The organism is Sphingorhabdus buctiana, from assembly GCF_042680825.1.
GTDB lineage: Bacteria > Pseudomonadota > Alphaproteobacteria > Sphingomonadales > Sphingomonadaceae > Sphingorhabdus_B > Sphingorhabdus_B buctiana.
In genome coordinates, this window is record NZ_JBHUEL010000003.1 from 1 (window position 1) to 18,663 (window position 18,663).

At 59.1% G+C, this 18,663-nt stretch carries 20 protein-coding genes; 15 read left to right on the forward strand and 5 right to left on the reverse strand.

Annotated elements, in window-relative coordinates; translation table 11 throughout:
• Window positions 1-206: 206 nt before the first annotated feature.
• The 8 genes from ACFSAG_RS02985 to ACFSAG_RS03020 all read left to right on the forward strand — a co-directional run bounded on the left by ACFSAG_RS02985 (window position 207) and on the right by ACFSAG_RS03020 (window position 6,516).
• A complete protein-coding gene (locus tag ACFSAG_RS02985; RefSeq protein ID WP_381511293.1) occupies window positions 207-617 on the forward strand; it encodes a DUF2946 family protein in 411 nt (136 codons plus the stop codon).
• Between the two features lie 73 nt (window positions 618-690).
• Window positions 691-1,179 (forward strand): copper chaperone PCu(A)C, encoded by a 489-nt coding sequence (locus ACFSAG_RS02990; protein WP_381511295.1) that lies wholly within the window; start codon window positions 691-693, stop codon window positions 1,177-1,179.
• The gene (locus tag ACFSAG_RS02995) at window positions 1,166-1,810 is read left to right on the forward strand and encodes an SCO family protein (protein ID WP_374614226.1); all 645 of its coding nucleotides are present in this window, start codon (window positions 1,166-1,168) and stop codon (window positions 1,808-1,810) included. The genes ACFSAG_RS02990 and ACFSAG_RS02995 overlap by 14 nt, the downstream gene beginning before the upstream one ends.
• 25 nt (window positions 1,811-1,835) lie before the next feature.
• Window positions 1,836-3,926 carry a TonB-dependent receptor gene (locus tag ACFSAG_RS03000; RefSeq protein WP_381511297.1) on the forward strand — a complete coding sequence of 697 codons (2,091 nt, stop codon included), beginning with the start codon at window positions 1,836-1,838 and terminating at the stop codon, window positions 3,924-3,926.
• Between the two features lie 75 nt (window positions 3,927-4,001).
• Window positions 4,002-5,114, forward strand: a complete 1,113-nt coding sequence (locus ACFSAG_RS03005; protein ID WP_381511299.1) for an S-(hydroxymethyl)glutathione dehydrogenase/class III alcohol dehydrogenase — start codon at window positions 4,002-4,004, stop codon at window positions 5,112-5,114.
• A gap of 23 nt (window positions 5,115-5,137) precedes the next feature.
• Window positions 5,138-5,512, forward strand: a complete 375-nt coding sequence (locus tag ACFSAG_RS03010; RefSeq protein ID WP_374614220.1) for a VOC family protein — start codon at window positions 5,138-5,140, stop codon at window positions 5,510-5,512.
• Between the two features lie 3 nt (window positions 5,513-5,515).
• Window positions 5,516-6,028 (forward strand): prolyl-tRNA synthetase associated domain-containing protein, encoded by a 513-nt coding sequence (locus tag ACFSAG_RS03015; protein WP_381511301.1) that lies wholly within the window; start codon window positions 5,516-5,518, stop codon window positions 6,026-6,028.
• On the forward strand, window positions 6,025-6,516 hold the full coding sequence (locus ACFSAG_RS03020; protein WP_381511303.1) for a flavodoxin family protein: 492 nt from the start codon (window positions 6,025-6,027) through the stop codon (window positions 6,514-6,516). Before ACFSAG_RS03015 ends, ACFSAG_RS03020 begins: the two co-directional genes overlap by 4 nt.
• Before the next feature lie 6 nt (window positions 6,517-6,522).
• Here the strand turns inward: ACFSAG_RS03020 and glpX are convergent, their stop codons facing one another.
• Window positions 6,523-7,512: a class II fructose-bisphosphatase gene (gene glpX / locus ACFSAG_RS03025; protein WP_374614214.1), complete on the reverse strand. Its 990-nt coding sequence runs from the start codon at window positions 7,510-7,512 to the stop codon at window positions 6,523-6,525.
• 1 nt (window position 7,513) lies between these two features.
• On the reverse strand, window positions 7,514-8,815 hold the full coding sequence (locus ACFSAG_RS03030) for a homoserine dehydrogenase (protein WP_374614212.1): 1,302 nt from the start codon (window positions 8,813-8,815) through the stop codon (window positions 7,514-7,516).
• Between the two features lie 100 nt (window positions 8,816-8,915).
• On the opposite strand from ACFSAG_RS03030, the gene ACFSAG_RS03035 reads away from it, so the two are divergent.
• The gene (locus ACFSAG_RS03035) at window positions 8,916-9,719 is read left to right on the forward strand and encodes an NTP transferase domain-containing protein (RefSeq protein ID WP_381511305.1); all 804 of its coding nucleotides are present in this window, start codon (window positions 8,916-8,918) and stop codon (window positions 9,717-9,719) included.
• A gap of 35 nt (window positions 9,720-9,754) precedes the next feature.
• On the opposite strand, the gene ACFSAG_RS03040 is transcribed toward ACFSAG_RS03035, so the two are convergent.
• Complete coding sequence (locus tag ACFSAG_RS03040; RefSeq protein ID WP_381511307.1) at window positions 9,755-10,810, reverse strand: DUF1176 domain-containing protein; 1,056 nt, start codon at window positions 10,808-10,810, stop codon at window positions 9,755-9,757.
• 72 nt (window positions 10,811-10,882) lie between these two features.
• On the opposite strand from ACFSAG_RS03040, the gene ACFSAG_RS03045 reads away from it, so the two are divergent.
• Window positions 10,883-11,752, forward strand: a complete 870-nt coding sequence (locus ACFSAG_RS03045; protein WP_374614206.1) for a 3-hydroxyacyl-CoA dehydrogenase NAD-binding domain-containing protein — start codon at window positions 10,883-10,885, stop codon at window positions 11,750-11,752.
• Between the two features lie 70 nt (window positions 11,753-11,822).
• Here ACFSAG_RS03045 and ACFSAG_RS03050 read toward each other — a convergent pair whose 3' ends face one another.
• Window positions 11,823-12,626: a cold-shock protein gene (locus tag ACFSAG_RS03050; protein WP_381511310.1), complete on the reverse strand. Its 804-nt coding sequence runs from the start codon at window positions 12,624-12,626 to the stop codon at window positions 11,823-11,825.
• A 243-nt stretch (window positions 12,627-12,869) separates the two neighbouring features.
• On the opposite strand from ACFSAG_RS03050, the gene ACFSAG_RS03055 reads away from it, so the two are divergent.
• The 5 genes from ACFSAG_RS03055 to rpoN all read left to right on the forward strand — a co-directional run bounded on the left by ACFSAG_RS03055 (window position 12,870) and on the right by rpoN (window position 17,197).
• Complete coding sequence (locus ACFSAG_RS03055) at window positions 12,870-13,490, forward strand: ribonuclease D (RefSeq protein ID WP_381511312.1); 621 nt, start codon at window positions 12,870-12,872, stop codon at window positions 13,488-13,490.
• Between the two features lie 35 nt (window positions 13,491-13,525).
• Window positions 13,526-14,164 carry an LPS export ABC transporter periplasmic protein LptC gene (locus ACFSAG_RS03060; protein ID WP_374614200.1) on the forward strand — a complete coding sequence of 213 codons (639 nt, stop codon included), beginning with the start codon at window positions 13,526-13,528 and terminating at the stop codon, window positions 14,162-14,164.
• A 7-nt stretch (window positions 14,165-14,171) separates the two neighbouring features.
• A complete protein-coding gene (locus ACFSAG_RS03065) occupies window positions 14,172-14,702 on the forward strand; it encodes an LptA/OstA family protein (protein ID WP_381512025.1) in 531 nt (176 codons plus the stop codon).
• Window positions 14,703-14,846: 144 nt separating this feature from the next.
• Window positions 14,847-15,647: an LPS export ABC transporter ATP-binding protein gene (lptB, locus tag ACFSAG_RS03070; RefSeq protein WP_381511314.1), complete on the forward strand. Its 801-nt coding sequence runs from the start codon at window positions 14,847-14,849 to the stop codon at window positions 15,645-15,647.
• Between the two features lie 50 nt (window positions 15,648-15,697).
• Window positions 15,698-17,197 carry an RNA polymerase factor sigma-54 gene (rpoN, locus tag ACFSAG_RS03075; RefSeq protein WP_381511316.1) on the forward strand — a complete coding sequence of 500 codons (1,500 nt, stop codon included), beginning with the start codon at window positions 15,698-15,700 and terminating at the stop codon, window positions 17,195-17,197.
• Here the strand turns inward: rpoN and glpK are convergent.
• Window positions 17,194-18,663, reverse strand: a complete 1,470-nt coding sequence (glpK, locus tag ACFSAG_RS03080) for a glycerol kinase GlpK (RefSeq protein WP_381511318.1) — start codon at window positions 18,661-18,663, stop codon at window positions 17,194-17,196. The two genes, rpoN and glpK, sit on opposite strands and share 4 nt — an antisense overlap.

Consider the following 18,663-nt stretch of genomic DNA (forward strand, 5'->3'; position numbering starts at 1 on the left):
CATCTCTTCGGTCTCCTATTGCGAGCTCTAAACGCTCAGGTGACCGGCGCAAAACCGTTACAAGTCCAGAATTGCATATTCCCCAGAGAAGGTTCGATGCCGGTCGACTTCCCACCGCCACTATTCTCATTCGAAACTGCCCCAGATCAATGCGTCTTTGCGCAACAGGGCTGACATGGTGGTAACTTCCGCCTAGGGGCTTTGCCATGTTCGCCATGCGACTCCTGCTTCGTACGCATTACCAGCTCGCCATGCTGCTGGTGGCGACGGCATTGCTTGCAAAGGCACTGATCCCCGCAGGCTATATGGTCGCGCCTGCCAGCAAGACCTTCACCGTCAGTATCTGCGTCGATGGCAGCGGCAGCATGCAATCGCGTGCCGTGACGGTTCCGATGAAGCAGGACGGGCCAGACCAAGGCGATGACACCGGTCGTGCGGGCAAAGTGTGCGCCTATTCATCGACATTGATGGCCGGGCTGGGCGGCGCTGATGCGCCCGTCTTGGCGATGGCCTTTGCCTTCATCCTTGCGCTCGGCTTCCTTCCGAAAACCGGTATTCTGCTCGCGCAAGACAACCATCTGCGCCCCCCTTTGCGCGGCCCTCCGGCCCGGAACTGACTTTCCAATCCTTATAGTCAATTCCGCAGGTGCTTCCGCATCCAAGATGCATCTGCAAATCCGGAGTAAAATCATGAAATCCAATTCAGCTTTCGCGCTGGCAGGGCTCGGCCTTGCAATGCTTGCCACGCCTATCCTTGCACAAAATGCTACCGCAGGCCCAATTTCGACCAGCAAAGCTTGGACCCGCGAAACCGCCCCCAATCAAAGCGTAGGCGGAGGGTTCCTCACCATCCGCAATGCAGGCAAAACCGACGACAGGTTGCTAACCGCCAGCACTCCCATGGCCGCCGAGGTGCAGATCCATAGCATGAGCATGGACAAGGGGGTCATGAAGATGCGGCAGGTTAAGGAGGGCATTGCCATTCCCGCCGGAAAATCGGTGGAACTGAAACCGGGTGGTTTGCACATAATGTTCATTGGCCTCAAAAAGCCGTTCAAACTGGGTGACAAGATTCCGGTCACGTTGAAGTTCCAACGTGCGGGCGCCGTGAAGGTAAATTTTGACGTGCAGTCCATTTCCTCGACATCTGCGATGGAGGGGCATCATGGCGGACACTGATCAGGATATCGCGAGCAACATCGCCGCGGTTCGCAAACTGCTCTGGCTTGTTGCAGGGGTGGCGGCGCTGCTCGGCGCCATACTGTTCCTGGGCCTCGAGAAGAATGGCGTTGAGAAACAGGCGCCGGCAACGGCTGCATTGCCATTTGGCGGGACGTTTGAACTGACTCGGTCGGATGGATCGGTATTGACCGACAAAAGTTTGGCCGGACGCCCTTATGCGATCTTTTTCGGGTTCACACGCTGCCCCGATGTCTGCCCGACAACGTTGGCGCGGCTCGCCTTGCTGCGAAAGAAATTGGGAGCGGACGGCGACAAATTCGATATCGTTTTCGTTTCGGTCGATCCCGAACGCGACAGGCCGCAAGATATCGGGGCCTATGCCGAAATGTTCGGTACGCCGATTATCGCCGCGACCGGCACCGATGCGCAACTCGCGCAAATCCGGAAAGGCTTTGGCGTTTACATGAAAAAGGTGCCGCTGGACCCTGCCCAACCTGATGGCGACTACACGATAGACCATACCGCCGGGATTTTCCTGATGGATGCCAAGGGGCGGCTATCCTCGATCATCGACCATCATGAAGCCGAGGAAACCGCTCTCGACAAGCTGCGGATGCTGGTTGGCTGAACACCCGAGTTTGAGAGACTGATAAATGATAATCCGATTTTTTGTAGCGACCGCATTTGCGGCGGTTGCAGCCACGTGCCCTGCACTTGCGCAAACATCTGACCAGACCGATGGAAATCTGATCATTGTCACCGCACAGCGCACAACAGCGCTCAACCTTGACCGTGAAGCCGATGAAGAGCTGGCGACCGGCCCTGATACAGCAGCTTTCATCGCGCGCCAGCCCGGCATGGCGTTAGTCGATAATGGCGCGCTTTCCGGACAGGTTCAGATGCGGGGGCTGTTCGGCGAGCGCATTTTGCTGCGTGTCAATGGCCAGCATTTCGCAACCGGTGGGCCCAATGCGATGGACCCTGCCATGCATTATGCGCCCATGGCATTAATCGAAAGAGTTGAAATTGCGCGAGGTGCTTCTCCCGTGCGCGATGGCCCAGGTTTCGGCGGTGGCGTTAACGCAGTTTTGAAGCAGGCGCGTTTTGGCAATGCAGGCACGCTTTCGCCGCAGGTCGATATCTCGGTGCAATATCGCAGTGTCGATGACAGCGTTGCGGCAGGCGGAATGGTTGGACTTGCCAATGACCGGGTCAGGTTCGGCGCCATCGCGTCATGGGAAAAAGGCGACGACATGCGCTTTCCGCGTGGGCGCGTTGGCAGCACGGGCTTCGAACGCGCAGTTTATGGTGTGCATGCGGGTTTCCAGACCGGGTCGGGAGAAATCTCACTGGAATATCGGCGGCAGGATACCGGGCGCTCGGGCAACCCACCCTTTGCGATGGATATTATCTACTTTCACACCGATTTTCTGCGCGCAGGTTTTGAAGGTGAATTGGCATCCGATCTAACGCTTGAAGCACATGTAGACTATTCGGGGGTCGAGCACCGGATGAACAATTTCACCCAGCGTCCTGCACCTGCAATTGCGGCGACGCGGCAGTCGGATACCTATGCCGATACAATGGGTGCGGGGCTTTCCTTGCGCTTTGGAAGCATCGACCGGCACGTTCGGATTGGGAGCGATTTTGAAGCTATCGACAAAGGGTTCATGCTTTACAACCCGCTTTCTCCCACCTTCTTCATCCACCCGCTCGACCGGGCGAGAAGCGACCGCATCGGCGCATTTGCCGAAGCCAGCGCGGCGCTAGGTGTGGTTGACGCTGAATTGGGTCTTCGTGTCGATCGTCATGGTGCCAGCACCGAAGTGCCGCGTTTCGGACCGGGAGTGCCAATGGGGCCAGCCAATCTAGCGCGCACTTTTGCAAATGCCGACCGGGAATGGTCGGGAACTTCGATTGATGCCGCCTTGCGCCTTTCCGCAGATTTCGGAGATGTAACGCCGCGCTTCACCCTCGCCCACAAGACCCGGGCGCCGAGTTTGGTTGAGCGCTTCGCATGGCTGCCGACCGAGGCCAGCGGCGGCTTGGCTGATGGCAACATCTATGTCGGGTCACCTGCGCTGAAGATCGAGAAAGCATGGCTTTTCGAGGCGGGATTCGACTGGAATGCCGAAACGGCCTATGCGCGTCCGCTGGTCTATTATCGCCGGCTCGACGATTTCATTCAGGGTGTGCCATTTGATGTAACCCCCGGCGTGCTTGATACGCCAGTCGAAATGGTATCATCGGCGAGCGGTGACTCAACGCCGCTGCGCTTTGCCAATGTTGACGCCGAAATCTATGGTGCCGACATCGCATTCGGAACGCGCTTAGTCGGCCCTCTCAGGTTGGATGGCGTCGCGAGCTATGTTCGCGGCAAAAGGCGTGATATCCATGATAACCTCTACCGTATCGCGCCTGCCACTGCGCGACTGGACCTCGCATGGGAAGCCAAAAGCTGGTTGCTGACGGCAGAAGCGTTGGCGGTTGCCAAACAGCATAAGGTTTCGGCGAGAAATGGCGAAGTTTCGAGCAAAGGCTATTTGACTTTCAACCTATTTGGTTACTGGATCATGCGCGATGGCTTGCGCCTTGATGTCGGCGTCGAGAATCTTTTCGGCAAATATTATGTCGAACATCTCGCTGGCTATAACCGCAACAGCGGCTCCGACATAGCGTTGGGTGCGCGCCTGCCCGGCACCGGTCGCTCCGGCTTTATCCGGCTGCGCTGGCAATCATTCTGAATAGATCTCCGAGAGGCTTGCAGGTGCGTAATGGAATCGGCATAGCCACCTGCAAGTTCCAGGGGAGTTTTGCATATGAAGACCCGCGCAGCAGTTGCGTTTGAAGCGAAGAAGCCGCTCGAGATTGTCGAGCTTGATCTGGAAGGTCCGAAGGCGGGCGAGGTGCTGGTCGAGATCATGGCAACGGGCATCTGCCACACCGATGCCTATACGCTCGATGGTTTCGACAGCGAAGGGATTTTCCCGAGTGTCCTTGGCCATGAAGGCGCAGGCGTGGTGCGTGAGGTTGGCGCGGGCGTGACCTCTGTAAAGCCCGGCGACCATGTGATCCCGCTCTACACCCCCGAATGCCGCCAGTGCAAAAGCTGCCTTTCGGGCAAGACCAACCTGTGCACCGCGATCCGCGCGACGCAGGGCAAGGGGCTGATGCCCGATGGCACTACGCGCTTCAGCTATAAGGGCCAACCAATCTATCATTATATGGGCTGCTCAACCTTTTCGAACTTCACCGTGCTGCCCGAAATCGCGGTTGCCAAGATCCGCGAAGACGCGCCGTTCCAGACGAGCTGCTATATCGGTTGCGGCGTGACCACCGGTGTTGGCGCCGTCATCAACACCGCCAAGGTACAAGTGGGCGACAATGTCGTAGTCTTCGGGCTTGGCGGTATCGGCCTCAACGTCATCCAGGGTGCGCGGCTTGCCGGTGCCAACATGATCATTGGCGTCGACATCAACCCCGATCGCGAGGAATGGGGTCGCAAATTCGGTATGACGGCGTTCCTTAACTCCAAGGGCATGAGCCGCGAGGACGTGGTCGCCAAGATTGTCGAAATGACCGATGGCGGCGCGGATTATACCTTTGACGCCACCGGCAATACCGAAGTTATGCGCATCGCGCTCGAAGCCTGCCATCGCGGCTGGGGCACTAGCATAATCATCGGGGTTGCCGAGGCGGGCAAGGAGATTGCCACACGCCCGTTTCAGCTCGTCACCGGGCGCAACTGGCGCGGCACTGCGTTCGGCGGTGCCAAAGGCCGCACCGACGTTCCCAAGATCGTCGACATGTACATGAACGGCAAGATCGAGATCGATCCCATGATCACCCATGTCATGGGTCTCGAGGAGATCAACACTGCCTTCGACCTGATGCATGCGGGCAAGAGCATCCGTAGCGTCGTGGTTTTCTAGAATTTCAACCAAGGAGAGAGACTATGTTTAGCCATGTTATGGTGGGTGCGGACGATATTGCCGCAGCCAAGAAATTTTATGACGCGACCTTCGCGGCTTTTGGAGGCAATCCCGCCATTACCGATGACAATGGTCGACTGATTTACATGCACAATGGTGGGCTTTTTATTGTGACACCACCGATCAATGGTGAGCCCGCTTGCGGCGCCAATGGCGGCACAATCGGCTTTGCGATGACGCCCGAGCAGGCCGACGCTTGGCATGCAGCTGGCGTTGCCAATGGCGGCAAGGCGATCGAAGACCCGCCGGGCTGGCGCGAAGGCGGTTTTGGCCGTCTCTATCTCGCTTATTTGCGTGACCCGACCGGCAACAAGCTCTGCGCTTTGCACCGGGGCTAAAAATTGGACAATGAAGCGCGCCTCTATGCCGAGCTGGAGGCGCGCGGCATTGCATTCAGAGTAGTCGAACACCATGCCGTGTTCACTGTTGATGAAAGCCGGGAGCTCAATGCCAGCCTGCCCGGCGCACATACCAAAAACCTGTTCCTCAAGGATAATGGCGGCCAATTCTGGTTGGTGACCGTGCCCGGGGAAATTCGCGTTGACCTTAAATCCCTGCCGGTCGCAATCGGATCAAAACGCCTGAGCTTTGCCAAGGCCGAGGACCTGCTGCGCCTGTTGGTGCTGACGCCCGGATCGGTGACTCCGCTGGGTACAATGAATGACACAAGCGGCGAAGTGCGAGTCGTACTCGATTCTGAGCTTGCCGATGCGGCAACCGTTTGGGTGCATCCGCTGCGCAACACTGCATCGCTGGGGCTTGCCGGAAGCGATCTGGTCAAGGCGCTTGCAGGATGGGGCCACGAACCCGCAATTACGGAAATTCCGCGCCTCGCCGAGGCTCCATCCACATGAAACGGCTCGCCATCATCTGGCACAGTATGACGGGCGGATCAAAGGCGCTGGCCGAAGCTGCAGCGTCGGGAGCGGCAAATGCGTCTGGTGTTGAAACGCTGTTACTGCACGCCGATGATGCCAGCCCACAAACGCTGCTCGAAGCTGATGGCTATATCTTCGCCTTTCCAGAAAACCTCGCTGCAATCAGCGGGGTGATGAAGGCATTTTTTGACCGCAGTTATTATCCGTGCCTTGGGCAGATCGAAGGGCGGCCTTATGCGCTGCTGGTATGCGCGGGATCGGATGGAAGCAACGCCGTCCGCCAGGCAGAGCGCATCGCGACCGGCTGGCGGCTGAAACGCATCGCTGATAGCCTGATCGTTTGCACCCACGCGCAAACGCCCGAAGAAATCCTGACACCCAAAACGATCAGCGAAGCCGACCTCACCACGGCTGTCGAATTGGGCGCAGCCATGGCTGAGGGATTGGCGTTAGGGGTTTTCTAGCGCCGATTAAGCGCGGCGGTGCTCGCTCTTCACCCAGCGCACGGTGCCCGACGAGGCGCGCATCACGACGCTTTCCGTCGTGATCTTGCCATCGCGGGTGCGCTTTACGCCTTCGAGTAGGGAACCGCTGGTCACGCCGGTCGCTGCAAAGATGCAGTCGCCTTTGGCCAGTTCCTCAAGATCGTAAATCTTGTCGAGATCCTCGATGCCCCATTTGCGCGCGCGCAGGCGCTCGTCGTCGTTGCGGAACAGCAAGCGGCCCTTGAACTGACCACCGACGCAGCGGAGCGCTGCAGCCGCCAGAACACCTTCGGGTGCACCACCGGAGCCCATGTACAGGTCGATCGTCGTGTCCGGGTTGGTGGTTGCGATAACACCAGCCACGTCGCCGTCGGGAATCAGCATGATACCGCAACCCAGCGAGCGCAGTTCTGCGATCAGTTTGTCATGGCGCGGGCGATCGAGAACGCAGACAATGATTTCTTCAGGCGGAACGCCCTTTTCCTTGGCAACGGCAAGGACATTTTCGGTCGGCGTCTTGGCAAGATCGATAATTCCGTGCGAATAGCCGGGGCCGACCGCAAGCTTTTCCATATAGACATCAGGTGCGTTCAAGAGGTTGCCCTCTTCAGCAACCGCGAGCACCGCCATCGCATTTGGTCCAGCCTTTGCCGTGATCGTGGTGCCTTCGAGCGGGTCGAGCGCGATGTCGATCTTGGGCCCCTTGCCCGGCGCATTGCCGACCTTTTCACCGATATAGAGCATCGGTGCTTCGTCGCGTTCACCCTCACCGATTACGACGGTGCCGTCCATATAAAGGTCGTTGAGCGCAGCGCGCATCGCTTCGACGGCAGCAGCGTCCGCCGCCTTTTCATCACCCCGGCCGATCATGCTGGCAGCTGCCATAGCCGCAGCTTCGGTCACGCGTACCATTTCAAGGACAAGGACGCGGTCCATTGCGCCGCCAGCCAATTCTCCTGTTGGTTGCGTCGTCATTTCATTCTCCCAATATGTGCATGACCATCGGTTCGCCCTGCAGGCTGTCAGAGCCTTTGAGGGCAGCGAGGGTATCGGTAACGGCCTGCTCACGCGCTTCGTGGGTGACCATGGCGATCAGCGCCGAACCGTCACCCACTTCGCGCTGGATCAGGCTCTCGATCGAAAGCCCGGCGTCGCGCATCGCGGCGGCGATTTCGGCAAGCACACCCGGCCGGTCGGCAACGAGCATGCGCAAATAGGTTTTGTTGATCCGGTGGGCAGCGGTCGCGCGCGGCAATTCTTCAAGTTCGGCGGTCGGAACCGAGAAAGCCGGGCCAGTTTCCTTGCGCGCGATATCGACAAGATCGGCAACCACCGCCGATGCGGTGGGACGATCGCCCGCGCCCGCTCCCTGAAACAGCAGGCGGCCAGAGAAATTGCCTTCCGCAACAACAGCATTTGTCGCGCCGGTTACATTGGCGAGTGGGTGGTCGATCGGTACAAGGCATGGCTGCACGCGCTGATACAGCGAAGAGCCTCCATTTTCGCCATCGACTTCGGCAAGGCCGATCAGGCGGATGCGATATCCCAGCGCCTGCGCCTGCGCGATGTCAGCAGCGATGATCTTGCGAATGCCGCGAATATCGACACCGTCAAAATCGATGCGGCTGCCAAAGCTGAGCGAGGCGAGGATCGAAAGCTTGTGCGCGGCATCGACACCATCAATGTCGAAGCTGGGATCGGCCTCGGCAAAGCCCTTGGCCTGTGCGTCCGAAAGCACCTCGGCGAAATCACGGCCATCGCGTTCCATCGCCGATAGGATGAAGTTGCAGGTGCCGTTGAGGATGCCGTAAACGCGGTCGATGCGGTTGGCCGCCGCGCCATCGCGCAACCCCTGTATCACCGGAATGCCGCCCGCAACTGCTGCTTCGAATTTCAGCGGTGCACCCTTGGCATCGGCAAGTGCGCCAAGCTCTGCGCCATGATGTGCAATCATTGCCTTGTTCGCAGTCACCAGCGCCCGGCTGGCGCCCAGCGTTTCGCGAGCGAGCGTCAGCGCAGGGCCATCCGATCCGCCCACCAGTTCGACCACCACATCGACATCGGGTGCGGTGGCGAGTTCGCCCATATCATCAACCCAGCGATAGGGTGTGAGGTCAACGCCGCGATCCTTCGAGCGGTCGCGTGCAGTGATTGCGGTGATTTCAATCGGCCGACCGGCGCGGCGCGAAATAAGTGCGCGATTTTCTTCGACAAGCTGGATGACGCCGGTGCCCACCGTTCCCAGCCCGGCCAATCCGATACGAAGCGCGTTTGCCATAAAACCCCGAATTCCCTTTTCGCGGCTGCGCCTAGTGCAAATTCCCCTGTTTGGCCAGCCTTAGCTTGCCCGAAATTGTGTCCAACCCTATAGGCGCGACATGAACGACCAACCGACCATCCTCATCCTCGCAGGCAAACGCGACGGGAAGCTCGATCCGCTCGCCGAACGCGCGGGCGTCAGCCACAAATGCCGTGTGCCCATCAACGGCAAGCCACTGCTCGAATGGGTGGCTGAGGCAGTCGGTCCGGCCTTTCCAGAGGCGAAAGTCCTGATTTCGATCCACGACCCAGCGGTGATTGCCGATTTACCGACAGTCGCGGCGCTGAAGGCTGCAGGCCGATTGGTGCTGTGCGAGGCACAGGCCGGGATTGTCGAAAGCGTCGAACACGCCATTGCTCTGGCCGGTGGCGATGCCGCATTTCCATTGCTGATCACAACCGCCGACAATGTGCTCGCCGAAAGCGGTTACCTTCAGGGCGTGCATCGCGACGCGCTCGCCAGCGAAGGCGATGCGGTGGTCGTTCTTGCAACGCGCGAATCCATTCGTGCGGCCCATCCCGATGGGCAACGCAAATTCTATGAATTCAGCGATGTGGCGATTTCCAACTGCAATGTCTTTTGGCTGCGCAACAGTAAGGCGCTGCGCGCGACCGAGGCGTTCCGTGAAGGCGGCCAGTTCGCCAAGAATCGCGCCCGCATTGCCAAGGCATTCGGTATCCTCAACTTAATCCGGTTTCGGCTGGGCTGGTGGACGCTCGACAAGGCTTTCAAAGCCATTTCCCGCCGCTTTGGTGTTCGGGTTGTACCGCAGATTACCCCGGATGGCGCGTTTGCGATCGATGTCGACAATGAGCGGACCTATGGAGTGGCCGAACTGCTGCTAAAGGCCCGCAAAGGCTGACACACGCTCCTGCTGAATAGCAGCTGGAGCATTGCCTAGTCGGTGAATTCAACCTTGGCGCGCCACAATGTCATCCAGCTGCGGGCGCCATTGCATTCATCGATTCCTGTCGCCTCGACCAGGCGGAACTGATTGCCATCCCAGACATAATTGGCCGAACGACCGCAATCGCCAAGCCCGCGCCCTTTGTGGAAGCTGTTGAGCTGCTGGTTTGCCGCATCCCATTCGGGATTGGAAAGGAGAACCGCGCCACCCATGCCTTCATCCGGCTTTTCCGGATAATCAAAGCGCGCTGGTGTGAAGCTCCATCTCCGGCCATCGGTCGAGCTTCCCACATAGGGTGCCATCGTCATATTATAGGCTCCGGCGCCACAGCCAACCAGTATCAGAACTTTGTTCACGCCGCCTTTTTTGCCAAGGCTGAACGCGCTGTTTTCGGTTACCGCAAGCTGCTCTGCAGGGCATTGCGATTTTTCGACGACAGCAATGATGGTGCCCGCATCGGGAACTGCGCCAGCCTTGCCAATCCGTTGGGCGGCAATGACAGGCAATGGCATGGATTTGGGTTGCAGCGTCCTTCGACCGGCAAGGAAAAGCGCATTGCGGGTACGTGCCCGGTTCTGGAGGAAGTCGATGTGGATTAGCGCCGCAGCAGATCCATTCAACGAACGTTCGCCGAGCTTGCTGCCGTCAGAGCCGAGGATAACCATTTTCCGCCCGCGCCCTATCGCCCTAGCCACGCGCAGTGCATTTGAAGGCGCTGCCTCAATTGCCCATTCGCCCTTCGAAAGCATGCCGCTGTCAACCAAGCGACCATCGATCAACAATCGGTACCGGTCGCCTTTGGGTTCCGAAAGCCCGATCTTGACGCTTACAGTGTCAGCCCCGCTATCGCGTGCGATCCGCACCCAGGTCTTGTCAGCCAAATCGCCATCGGGCGCCATGGATACCGCCTCGCACGCCAGGCTGTTGTCGCAAGCTGCCGCCCAATCCTTGCGAAAAAATTGCTCTCCCAATGTTACAGGCGCAGCAACTGCCGGCATCGCCAGAAGCGATCCCGCAACAACGGTTCGAACAAAATGCAAGCTCATGGCAAACAGTCTATCGCCAACCGCCTTGCTACGCTAGGGGGGCGCCGAACATAATCGAAGGGGTCAAAATCTATGCGCACGGTTGCAGTTATCGGGGCAGGGCAAATGGGATCCGGCATTGCGCAAGTCAGCGCTGCTGCGGGTTATCATGTGCTGCTTTCGGACGTCGACATCGCCCGCGCACAAGCCGGCAAGGACGGCATCGCCAAAGCAGTGCATCGTCTGGTTGAACGCGAGAAAATTGGCGTTGCCGAGGCCGAACAGCTTATTTCGCGCATCGAACCGGTGGCGAGCTATGAACCAATGGCATCGGCTGGCCTGGTGATCGAAGCCGCAACCGAGCGCGAAGACATCAAACGCAAGATCTTTGAAGAGGTGGGCAAGGTACTCGGCCACCAAGCGGTGCTCGCGACCAACACCTCGTCCATCCCTATCACCCGCATGGCGCAATCCTCGCCAGATCCGGCCCGCTTCATCGGCGTACACTTCTTCAATCCCGTGCCTGTCATGGGCCTGATCGAGGTGATCCGCGGCTTGGCGACATCCGAACAGACCGTGGAAAAGGTGCGGATGTTTGGCGATGCGCTGGGCAAGTCGATGGTCTTTGCCGAAGACGTACCCGGTTTCATCGTGAACCGCATCCTGATGCCGATGTTGAATGAAGCCTGCTTTTCGTTGGGTGAAGGCGTCGCCTCGATCCGGGATATCGATATGGCCTGCCAGATTGGTCTCAACCATCCGATGGGCCCGCTCACGCTGGCCGATTTCATCGGGCTCGATACCTGCTTCGAAATCATCAAGGTGTTGCACGATACAACAGGCGACTCGAAGTATCGCCCTGCCCCGCTGCTGGTGAAATATGTCGAGGCTGGATGGCTCGGTCGCAAGACCAAGCGCGGCTTTTATGATTATACCGGAGACGTGCCGGTACCGACACGTTGAACCGCCAAAGCCACAATGCAAAAGGGCCTCGAAAGAGGCCCTTTTTTTGTTCGCTAATTAAGTCGTCCGATTATTCAGCGAGACGCTCGACATTGGTTGCCGAAAATTTACCGCGACGATCGACTTCAATGTCGAATGCCAGACGGTCATTCTGGGTCACCTGGCCGACACCCGAACGTTCAAGCGCAGAAATGTGCACGAACACATCTTCACCGCCATCGTCACGCTGGATGAAACCGAATCCCTTCATGTCGTTGAAGAATTTGACGGTGCCGTTGGCGCGTTCGCCAGTCGATTCGCGCATCGGGCCACGCTGGAAGCCGCCGTCACGATCACCACCACGATTGAAGCCGCCACGGTCACCGCCGCGATCGCCGCCGCGGTCAAAACCGCTGCGTTCAGGGCGCGGTGCGCGCTCGGGAACGGGAAGCGGATCGCCTTCGATGACGAGATCGGTTGCCGAGACCTTGCCGCCGCGGTCAACAAGCGTGAATTCCAGCGGCTGTCCTTCGGCAAGACCGGTAAGGCCAGCCTGCTCGACGGCGCTGATATGAACAAACACATCGTCGGGGCGATCATCAACCTGGATGAAGCCGAAGCCCTTCTGATTGTTGAAGAATTTGACTACACCCTTACCATTGCCGACCACTTGAGCAGGCATTGCAGGGCCGCGCGGTGCGCCGCCGCGGAAGCCACCGCCACCGCCGCCACCAAAGCCGCCACCGCCACCGCGGGGGCCACCAAAGCCGCCGCCTGAGCGCTCGCCACCGCGCAATTCGCCGGGGAATGAGGGGGCATCAAAACCGAAATTGTCGTCGCCAAAACGGTCACGCTTGTCACGGCCACGGCCACGACGCTTGTCATTAAAACTCATGTTCGAACTAATACTTTCCCGTCGCCCACAAAATTCGATCCACGCAGAACAGGACGAATATTCCACATTTCCCGCGACATGCCACTGGCTTCCGCAATATCAGGTTATACCCTATGCGCGGAATGCGCGATAGCAAATAATGCAATACACCTAAATCGAGGTAAAAGTCGTAAACCTTGCCTTGTCGGCGTTGCTGGGGCACAGGAAGAGCCATTCAATACGACAAAGAAAGTTTGAACGCGGATGAGCGTTTTCCTCCACGAAGAAGACCTGCCCGATGGCGTGCTGGAAGGCACCTCGGCGTTGGCGGTCGATACCGAAACCATGGGCCTCAACACATTGCGCGACCGGTTGTGCCTGTTGCAGATTTCCGACGGAGGCGGCGATGAACATCTCATCCGCTTCGGCCCAGGTAGCAATTATGCCGCGCCCAATCTGCGACGGATATTGGGCGACCCCAACCGCTTGAAACTTTTCCATTTTGCTCGCTTCGACCTTGCCGCAATCGAGCATTATCTGAAAGTAACGGCAGCCCCGCTTTTCTGCACCAAGATAGCGTCGCGCCTGACCCGCACATTCACCGATCGCCATGGCCTGAAGGAGTTGGTCAAGGAATTGCTCGGCACCGATATCTCCAAACAGCAGCAATCGAGCGACTGGGGCGGGCCGGTTTTGAGCGAAGCGCAAAAGGATTATGCGGCTAGCGATGTCCGCTTCCTGCACCGCCTGCACGCCGAATTCGTCATCCGACTCGAACGCGAGGGACGCAGCGAAATCGCGCAGGCCTGTTTCGATTTCCTGCCGCATCGCGCCCGACTCGACCTGATGGGTTGGCCCGAAGACGATATTTTCGCACACAGCTAAACCGCCATTCAGCGAACGGAAGCCACAACAGCGCCATGTCAGAACTTGCCGACCGGGAACGCACGCTTAGGCAGGATTTCGCTGCCCCTGGCGGTCGTCATGACCGGTTGGTGCGGATATTGCGCGTCGGCTTGCCCAGCATCATCGGCGTTCTGGTAGCGCTGCTTGTTGTCAGCCCCTTCTCCAACACCCAGGAAATGAGCTTCGTCCTTGCCAAGGATGAGGTGAACATGGCGCGCGAACGTATGCGGCTCACCAACGCCATGTACCGCGGTGAAGACAGCCGTGGCCGCCCCTTCACCTTGCGCGGCGGTAGTGCGGTCCAGAAAAGTTCGGCAGAGCCGATAATCCGGCTCAACGATCTGTCAGGCGAGATGCTGATGGCAAGTGGGCCGGCGCGGCTGGTTGCTGGCCAAGGTTATTACAACCTCGAAACAGAGCGCGTCCGCGTTGAAGGCCCGATGTCTTATACCGGTGGCGATGGTTTCAGCCTGACCGCCAATAATGTGGAATTTGCCATGAAGACCCGCCAGATCGAGAGCTTCGGTCCGGTCAACGGCACGACCAAGGTCGGCTCGTTCAGCGCGGGCAAATTGCGCGCGGATGTCGATGCGCGCATCGTCCGCCTGGAGGGTGGAGCGCATTTGCGCATAGACCAGAATGCGATTAGATAGGGCCATGATGTCAAAGTCTTTCCTGCCAATCATGCTTGCCAGCGCCTTGGGAACAGCAGCGCTGCTGTCGGTTGCCGCACCCGCACAGGTGATCCGCAATCATAACAGCAACGCGCCGGTTGATTTTGATGCTGGTGCCATCGAATTGCAGGATCGCGCCGACCGCGTCATCCTGACGGGTGGGGTGACGGCAACACAAGCGGGGCTCACCTTGCGTGCTTCACGCGTGACGGCGGCCTATAGCAGCAATGGCGGCATCGATGTGAACCGCCTCGACGCAGTAGGCGGCGTCACCATAACCAAGGATGATTTGCGCGCGACAAGCGATGCCGCGATTTACGATCTGGGATCGAACCTCATCACCTTGCTCGGCAATGTACGCCTCACACAGGGTGCGAACCGTTTGAACGGCGCGCGCATTGTCATCGATCTTAACGCCGGTCGTTCGACCATCACCGGCAGCAATTCGGCCCCCGGTGCCAGCGGCCGCAATGGCCGGGTGACCGGCACATTCACCGTCCCGCAACGCAAGAACTGAACCATTTCGGACCAGAGTTAGGGCTTTTTGGGCCCACTCTTTGCTGTTCATGCACGAATCCTGCCAATTGCGGCCAATGCATGCTTTTCTTGCCGCTTTTTGCAGGGTATTGCTGCGTTCGAACAGTGAAGGAACCGAAACGGGATGAGCCTCGACCAACTATCAGGCGCTGAAAAGCAGGGGCATGAATCCCCAGCAAGCGCCGTGACCGAAGAAGGTTTGACGTCCGGTCTGGCCGTGGTTTCGATTGCAAAGAGCTACGACAAACGCGCGGTGCTGACTGATGTTTCGCTATCGGTGGCAAAGGGTGAAGTCGTTGGCCTGCTCGGCCCCAATGGCGCAGGCAAGACAACCTGCTTCTATTCGGTAATGGGCTTGGTGAAGCCCGATTCCGGCCGGATCATGCTGAATGGCGAAGATATCACCCGCCTGCCTATGTATCGCCGCGCCATTCTCGGGCTTGGCTATCTACCGCAGGAAACATCGATCTTCCGCGGGCTTTCGGTTGAACAGAATATCATGGCGGTGCTCGAACTCGCCGAACCAGACAAGGCGGCACGCGAGGCGCGGCTCGAGCAATTGCTCGAAGAATTCGGCCTCACGCGTTTGCGCTCCGCATCGGCGATGGCGCTGTCGGGCGGCGAAAGACGGCGCTGCGAAATCGCCCGCGCCTTGGCGGCGAATCCCTCGATCATCCTGCTAGACGAGCCCTTTGCCGGCATCGACCCAATCTCGATCAACGACATTCGCGACCTTGTGAAGGAATTGAAGCAGCGCGGCATCGGCGTGCTGATCACCGACCATAATGTCCGCGAAACGCTCGACATCGTTGACAGGGCCTGCATCATCTATGGCGGCCAGGTGCTGTTCGCCGGTTCGCCCGAAGACCTAGTGAAGGATGCCAATGTCCGAAGGCTCTACCTTGGCGAAGGGTTTGAGATGTGAGTTAGCGCTGATGGCGCGTGTGACTGCATCCCCGAACGGCTGAAACGGACATGGCCCTAGCCCCCCGCCTCGATCTTCGGCAGACCCAATCGCTGGTGATGACGCCGCAGTTGCAGCAGGCGATCAAGTTGTTGGCGCTGTCTTCGCTGGAAATCGACGCCTTCATTGCCGAGGAACTGGAACGAAACCCGTTGCTCGAAATCGCTTCAAGCGATGCACCGGGCGATAACGAAGGCCCTGAATTACCTGATACCCCGCTCGCTGCCGAAAATCTGGGCAGCGACCAGTTGATGAACGATGGCGATTTCGGCACCGGCAGCGAAGCGCTCGATACCGATTTCTCGCAGGTGGAATTTGAACCCGGCGAGGGTGGCGGCGCTGGCGCAGACGGGATGCTGGGAATGAACGGCATCGACGTGCGCGGCTCCGACTTTGGCGAGGGCCCCGATTTCGATGCCTTTGCCGCGCCCGATATCAGCCTTCGCGAACATCTTATGCAGCAGGCCGGCGCCTGTGCCTCGGGCAGGCAATTGCTGCTGCTTGAGCAACTTATCGAACATATTGAGCCATCAGGCTGGCTCGGGGTCGACTTGATGGGGTTGGCTTACCGCCTTGGCGTGCCCCTCGCAGAGATGGAGGAAACGCTCGCAGTGCTCCAGACTTTCGATCCCACTGGAGTCGGGGCCCGCGATCTGGCCGAATGCATCGCGCTGCAAGCGAAGGAAGCGGATCGTTACGACCCTTGCATGGCAAGGCTGATCGACAATCTGGATCTAGTTGCGCGGGGAAGCTTTGATCAGCTCAAACGGCTGTGCCGGGTCGACGACGAAGATTTGCGGGACATGCTGGTCGAACTGCGCAGCTATGATCCGAAACCGGGTCTGCGGTTTGATAGCGATGATGCCGCCGTCGCGGTCACTCCTGACATATTCGTGACCGCGCAGGGCAAGGGCTGGGCGATCGAACTCAACAGCGCCAACCTGCCGCGGCTGCTCGTCAATAGGAGCTATTATGCCGAAATGGGCGGCGGGGGAGATAACAAGGCTGCGAACAACTGGCTGAACGAGGCATTGGCGGACGCCAATTGGCTGATCAAGGCGATGGACCAGCGCCAGCGCACCATCATGAAGGTCGCGCAGGAAATCGTGAAGCAGCAGGAAGGCTTTTTCCGCGAAGGCGTGTCCAGGCTGAAACCACTGACGTTGCGACAGGTGGCGGAAGAAATCGACATGCACGAATCAACCGTCAGCCGTGTCACCAGCAACAAATATCTCCACTGTTCACGCGGACTATTCGACCTGAAATATTTCTTCTCCAGCGGGGTCGGTTCAGCCGACGGCGATGGTGCATCGGCAGAGGCCGTCAAGGCCGCGATCAAGGCCCTGATCGACGCAGAGGCTCCCGATGACATTTTGTCCGACGACACGCTGGTCGACATGCTCAAGGAAAAAGGTTTCGACATCGCCCGTCGCACCGTTGCCAAATATCGTGAGGCGATGGGGATTGGATCGAGTGTGCAACGGCGGCGCGCGAAGAAGATGGGGCGTTAGGCGAGCACCCGCCCCAACGCATCCTTCCATCCTGCCAGTCGAGCTTCTCGCGCTTTGGTGTCCATTGCCGGGCTGAACCGCCCGACCTTGCCGCGCATCACCGAAGCATCAGCAAGCGAGCTGTACAGCCCTGCACCTACACCCGCCAGCATCGCAGCGCCCAAGGCCGTGGTTTCGACAAAGTCCGGACGCTCTACCTCGACGGCCAAAATGTCCGCCAGATCCTGTACCATCCAGCCGTTTGACACCATGCCGCCATCGACGCGAAGTTCGGCCCAGTCCGCACCGTCGGCGGCAAAGGCGGTTTTGAGGTCGTGGGTCTGGTGCGCCATCGCCTCCAACGCGGCGCGCGCGACATGTGCCTTTTTGGCGGCAAAGGTCAGCCCGTGGATCGCGGCGCGTGCGCTCGGTTGCCAATGCGGCGCACCGAGGCCGGAAAGTGCCGGGACAAGATAGACCCCGCCATTATCCTCTACGCTGCGTGCGAGCGGTTCGGTGTCGGGCGAGGCGTCGATCAGGCCAAGGTCATCGCGCAGCCACTGGATCAAACTGCCAGCAACAAAGACTGAGCCTTCGAGCGCATAATGCCGCTCCCCGCCCAATTGCCAGGCTACCGTTGCCAGCAGGCGGTTGGTCGATTTGGGCAAGGTCCGCCCGGTCTGGGTGAGCACGAATGCGCCAGTGCCGAAGGTTGCCTTGGTCTGTCCGGGTTCGAGGCAGCTTTGTCCGATCAGCGCCGCCTGCTGGTCCCCCGCCATTCCGGTGATTGCAATGGGTGCGCCAAACAAGCTGGCTTCCGTCATCCCCAATTGTCCCGCGCTGTCGCAGATTTCGGGTAGGATCGAGCGCGGCACGCCGAACAGGCTGAGCAGGCCATCATCCCAATCGCCGCTGCCGATTGCCATCAGCGCGGTGCGGCTGGCATTGCTGGCATCGGAGACATGCACCTTGCCGCCAGTCAGGCGATAGACAAGATAGCTTTCGATCGTCCCGACCGCGAGGTTGTCCCCAGCCTCCTTCAACTGCGGCCAATTCTTGAGCGCCCAGCCGATCTTCGATCCGGAGAAATAGGGATCGAGCAGCAGTCCGGTCTTGGCTTGCACATCCGGTTCGTTGCCCGCCGCCTTCAGTGCCTCACACATGTCAGCGGTGCGCCGGTCCTGCCAGACGATCGCGCGCGCCAGTGGCTCGCCAGTGCGCCTATCCCAGAAGACCACCGTCTCCCGCTGGTTGGTGATGCCAATGCCGGCAATGGCATGCGCCCCGCCAGCCTGTGCCACCATCTCGCGCGCGCATTCGAGCGTAAGACCCCAGATTTCGGCGGCATCATGCTCGACAAGACCGGGCGCCGGATAATGCTGCGTCAGAGGACGCTGCGCACTGCCAAGACATGTGCCGTCCTTCGCAAACAGCATCGCCCGTGTTGAAGTGGTGCCTTCGTCGATGACGAGGATGTGGTCGGTCAT

Excerpts from the sequence above, each read along its gene's own strand:
- ACFSAG_RS03000 (WP_381511297.1), top strand. The coding sequence starts at position 1,836 with ATGATAATCCGATTTTTTGTAGCGACCGCATTTGCGGCGGTTGCAGCC.
- ACFSAG_RS03045 (WP_374614206.1), top strand. The coding sequence starts at position 10,883 with ATGCGCACGGTTGCAGTTATCGGGGCAGGGCAAATGGGATCCGGCATT.
- ACFSAG_RS03030 (WP_374614212.1), bottom strand. The coding sequence starts at position 8,815 with ATGGCAAACGCGCTTCGTATCGGATTGGCCGGGCTGGGAACGGTGGGC.
- ACFSAG_RS02995 (WP_374614226.1), top strand. The coding sequence starts at position 1,166 with ATGGCGGACACTGATCAGGATATCGCGAGCAACATCGCCGCGGTTCGC.
- glpK (WP_381511318.1), bottom strand. The coding sequence starts at position 18,663 with ATGACCGACCACATCCTCGTCATCGACGAAGGCACCACTTCAACACGG.
- rpoN (WP_381511316.1), top strand. The coding sequence starts at position 15,698 with ATGGCCCTAGCCCCCCGCCTCGATCTTCGGCAGACCCAATCGCTGGTG.
- ACFSAG_RS03020 (WP_381511303.1), top strand. The coding sequence starts at position 6,025 with ATGAAACGGCTCGCCATCATCTGGCACAGTATGACGGGCGGATCAAAG.
- ACFSAG_RS02985 (WP_381511293.1), top strand. The coding sequence starts at position 207 with ATGTTCGCCATGCGACTCCTGCTTCGTACGCATTACCAGCTCGCCATG.
- ACFSAG_RS03005 (WP_381511299.1), top strand. The coding sequence starts at position 4,002 with ATGAAGACCCGCGCAGCAGTTGCGTTTGAAGCGAAGAAGCCGCTCGAG.
- ACFSAG_RS03035 (WP_381511305.1), top strand. The coding sequence starts at position 8,916 with ATGAACGACCAACCGACCATCCTCATCCTCGCAGGCAAACGCGACGGG.
- ACFSAG_RS03010 (WP_374614220.1), top strand. The coding sequence starts at position 5,138 with ATGTTTAGCCATGTTATGGTGGGTGCGGACGATATTGCCGCAGCCAAG.
- glpX (WP_374614214.1), bottom strand. The coding sequence starts at position 7,512 with ATGACGACGCAACCAACAGGAGAATTGGCTGGCGGCGCAATGGACCGC.
- ACFSAG_RS03065 (WP_381512025.1), top strand. The coding sequence starts at position 14,172 with ATGTCAAAGTCTTTCCTGCCAATCATGCTTGCCAGCGCCTTGGGAACA.
- ACFSAG_RS03055 (WP_381511312.1), top strand. The coding sequence starts at position 12,870 with ATGAGCGTTTTCCTCCACGAAGAAGACCTGCCCGATGGCGTGCTGGAA.
- ACFSAG_RS03060 (WP_374614200.1), top strand. The coding sequence starts at position 13,526 with ATGTCAGAACTTGCCGACCGGGAACGCACGCTTAGGCAGGATTTCGCT.
- ACFSAG_RS02990 (WP_381511295.1), top strand. The coding sequence starts at position 691 with ATGAAATCCAATTCAGCTTTCGCGCTGGCAGGGCTCGGCCTTGCAATG.
- ACFSAG_RS03040 (WP_381511307.1), bottom strand. The coding sequence starts at position 10,810 with ATGAGCTTGCATTTTGTTCGAACCGTTGTTGCGGGATCGCTTCTGGCG.
- lptB (WP_381511314.1), top strand. The coding sequence starts at position 14,847 with ATGAGCCTCGACCAACTATCAGGCGCTGAAAAGCAGGGGCATGAATCC.
- ACFSAG_RS03050 (WP_381511310.1), bottom strand. The coding sequence starts at position 12,626 with ATGAGTTTTAATGACAAGCGTCGTGGCCGTGGCCGTGACAAGCGTGAC.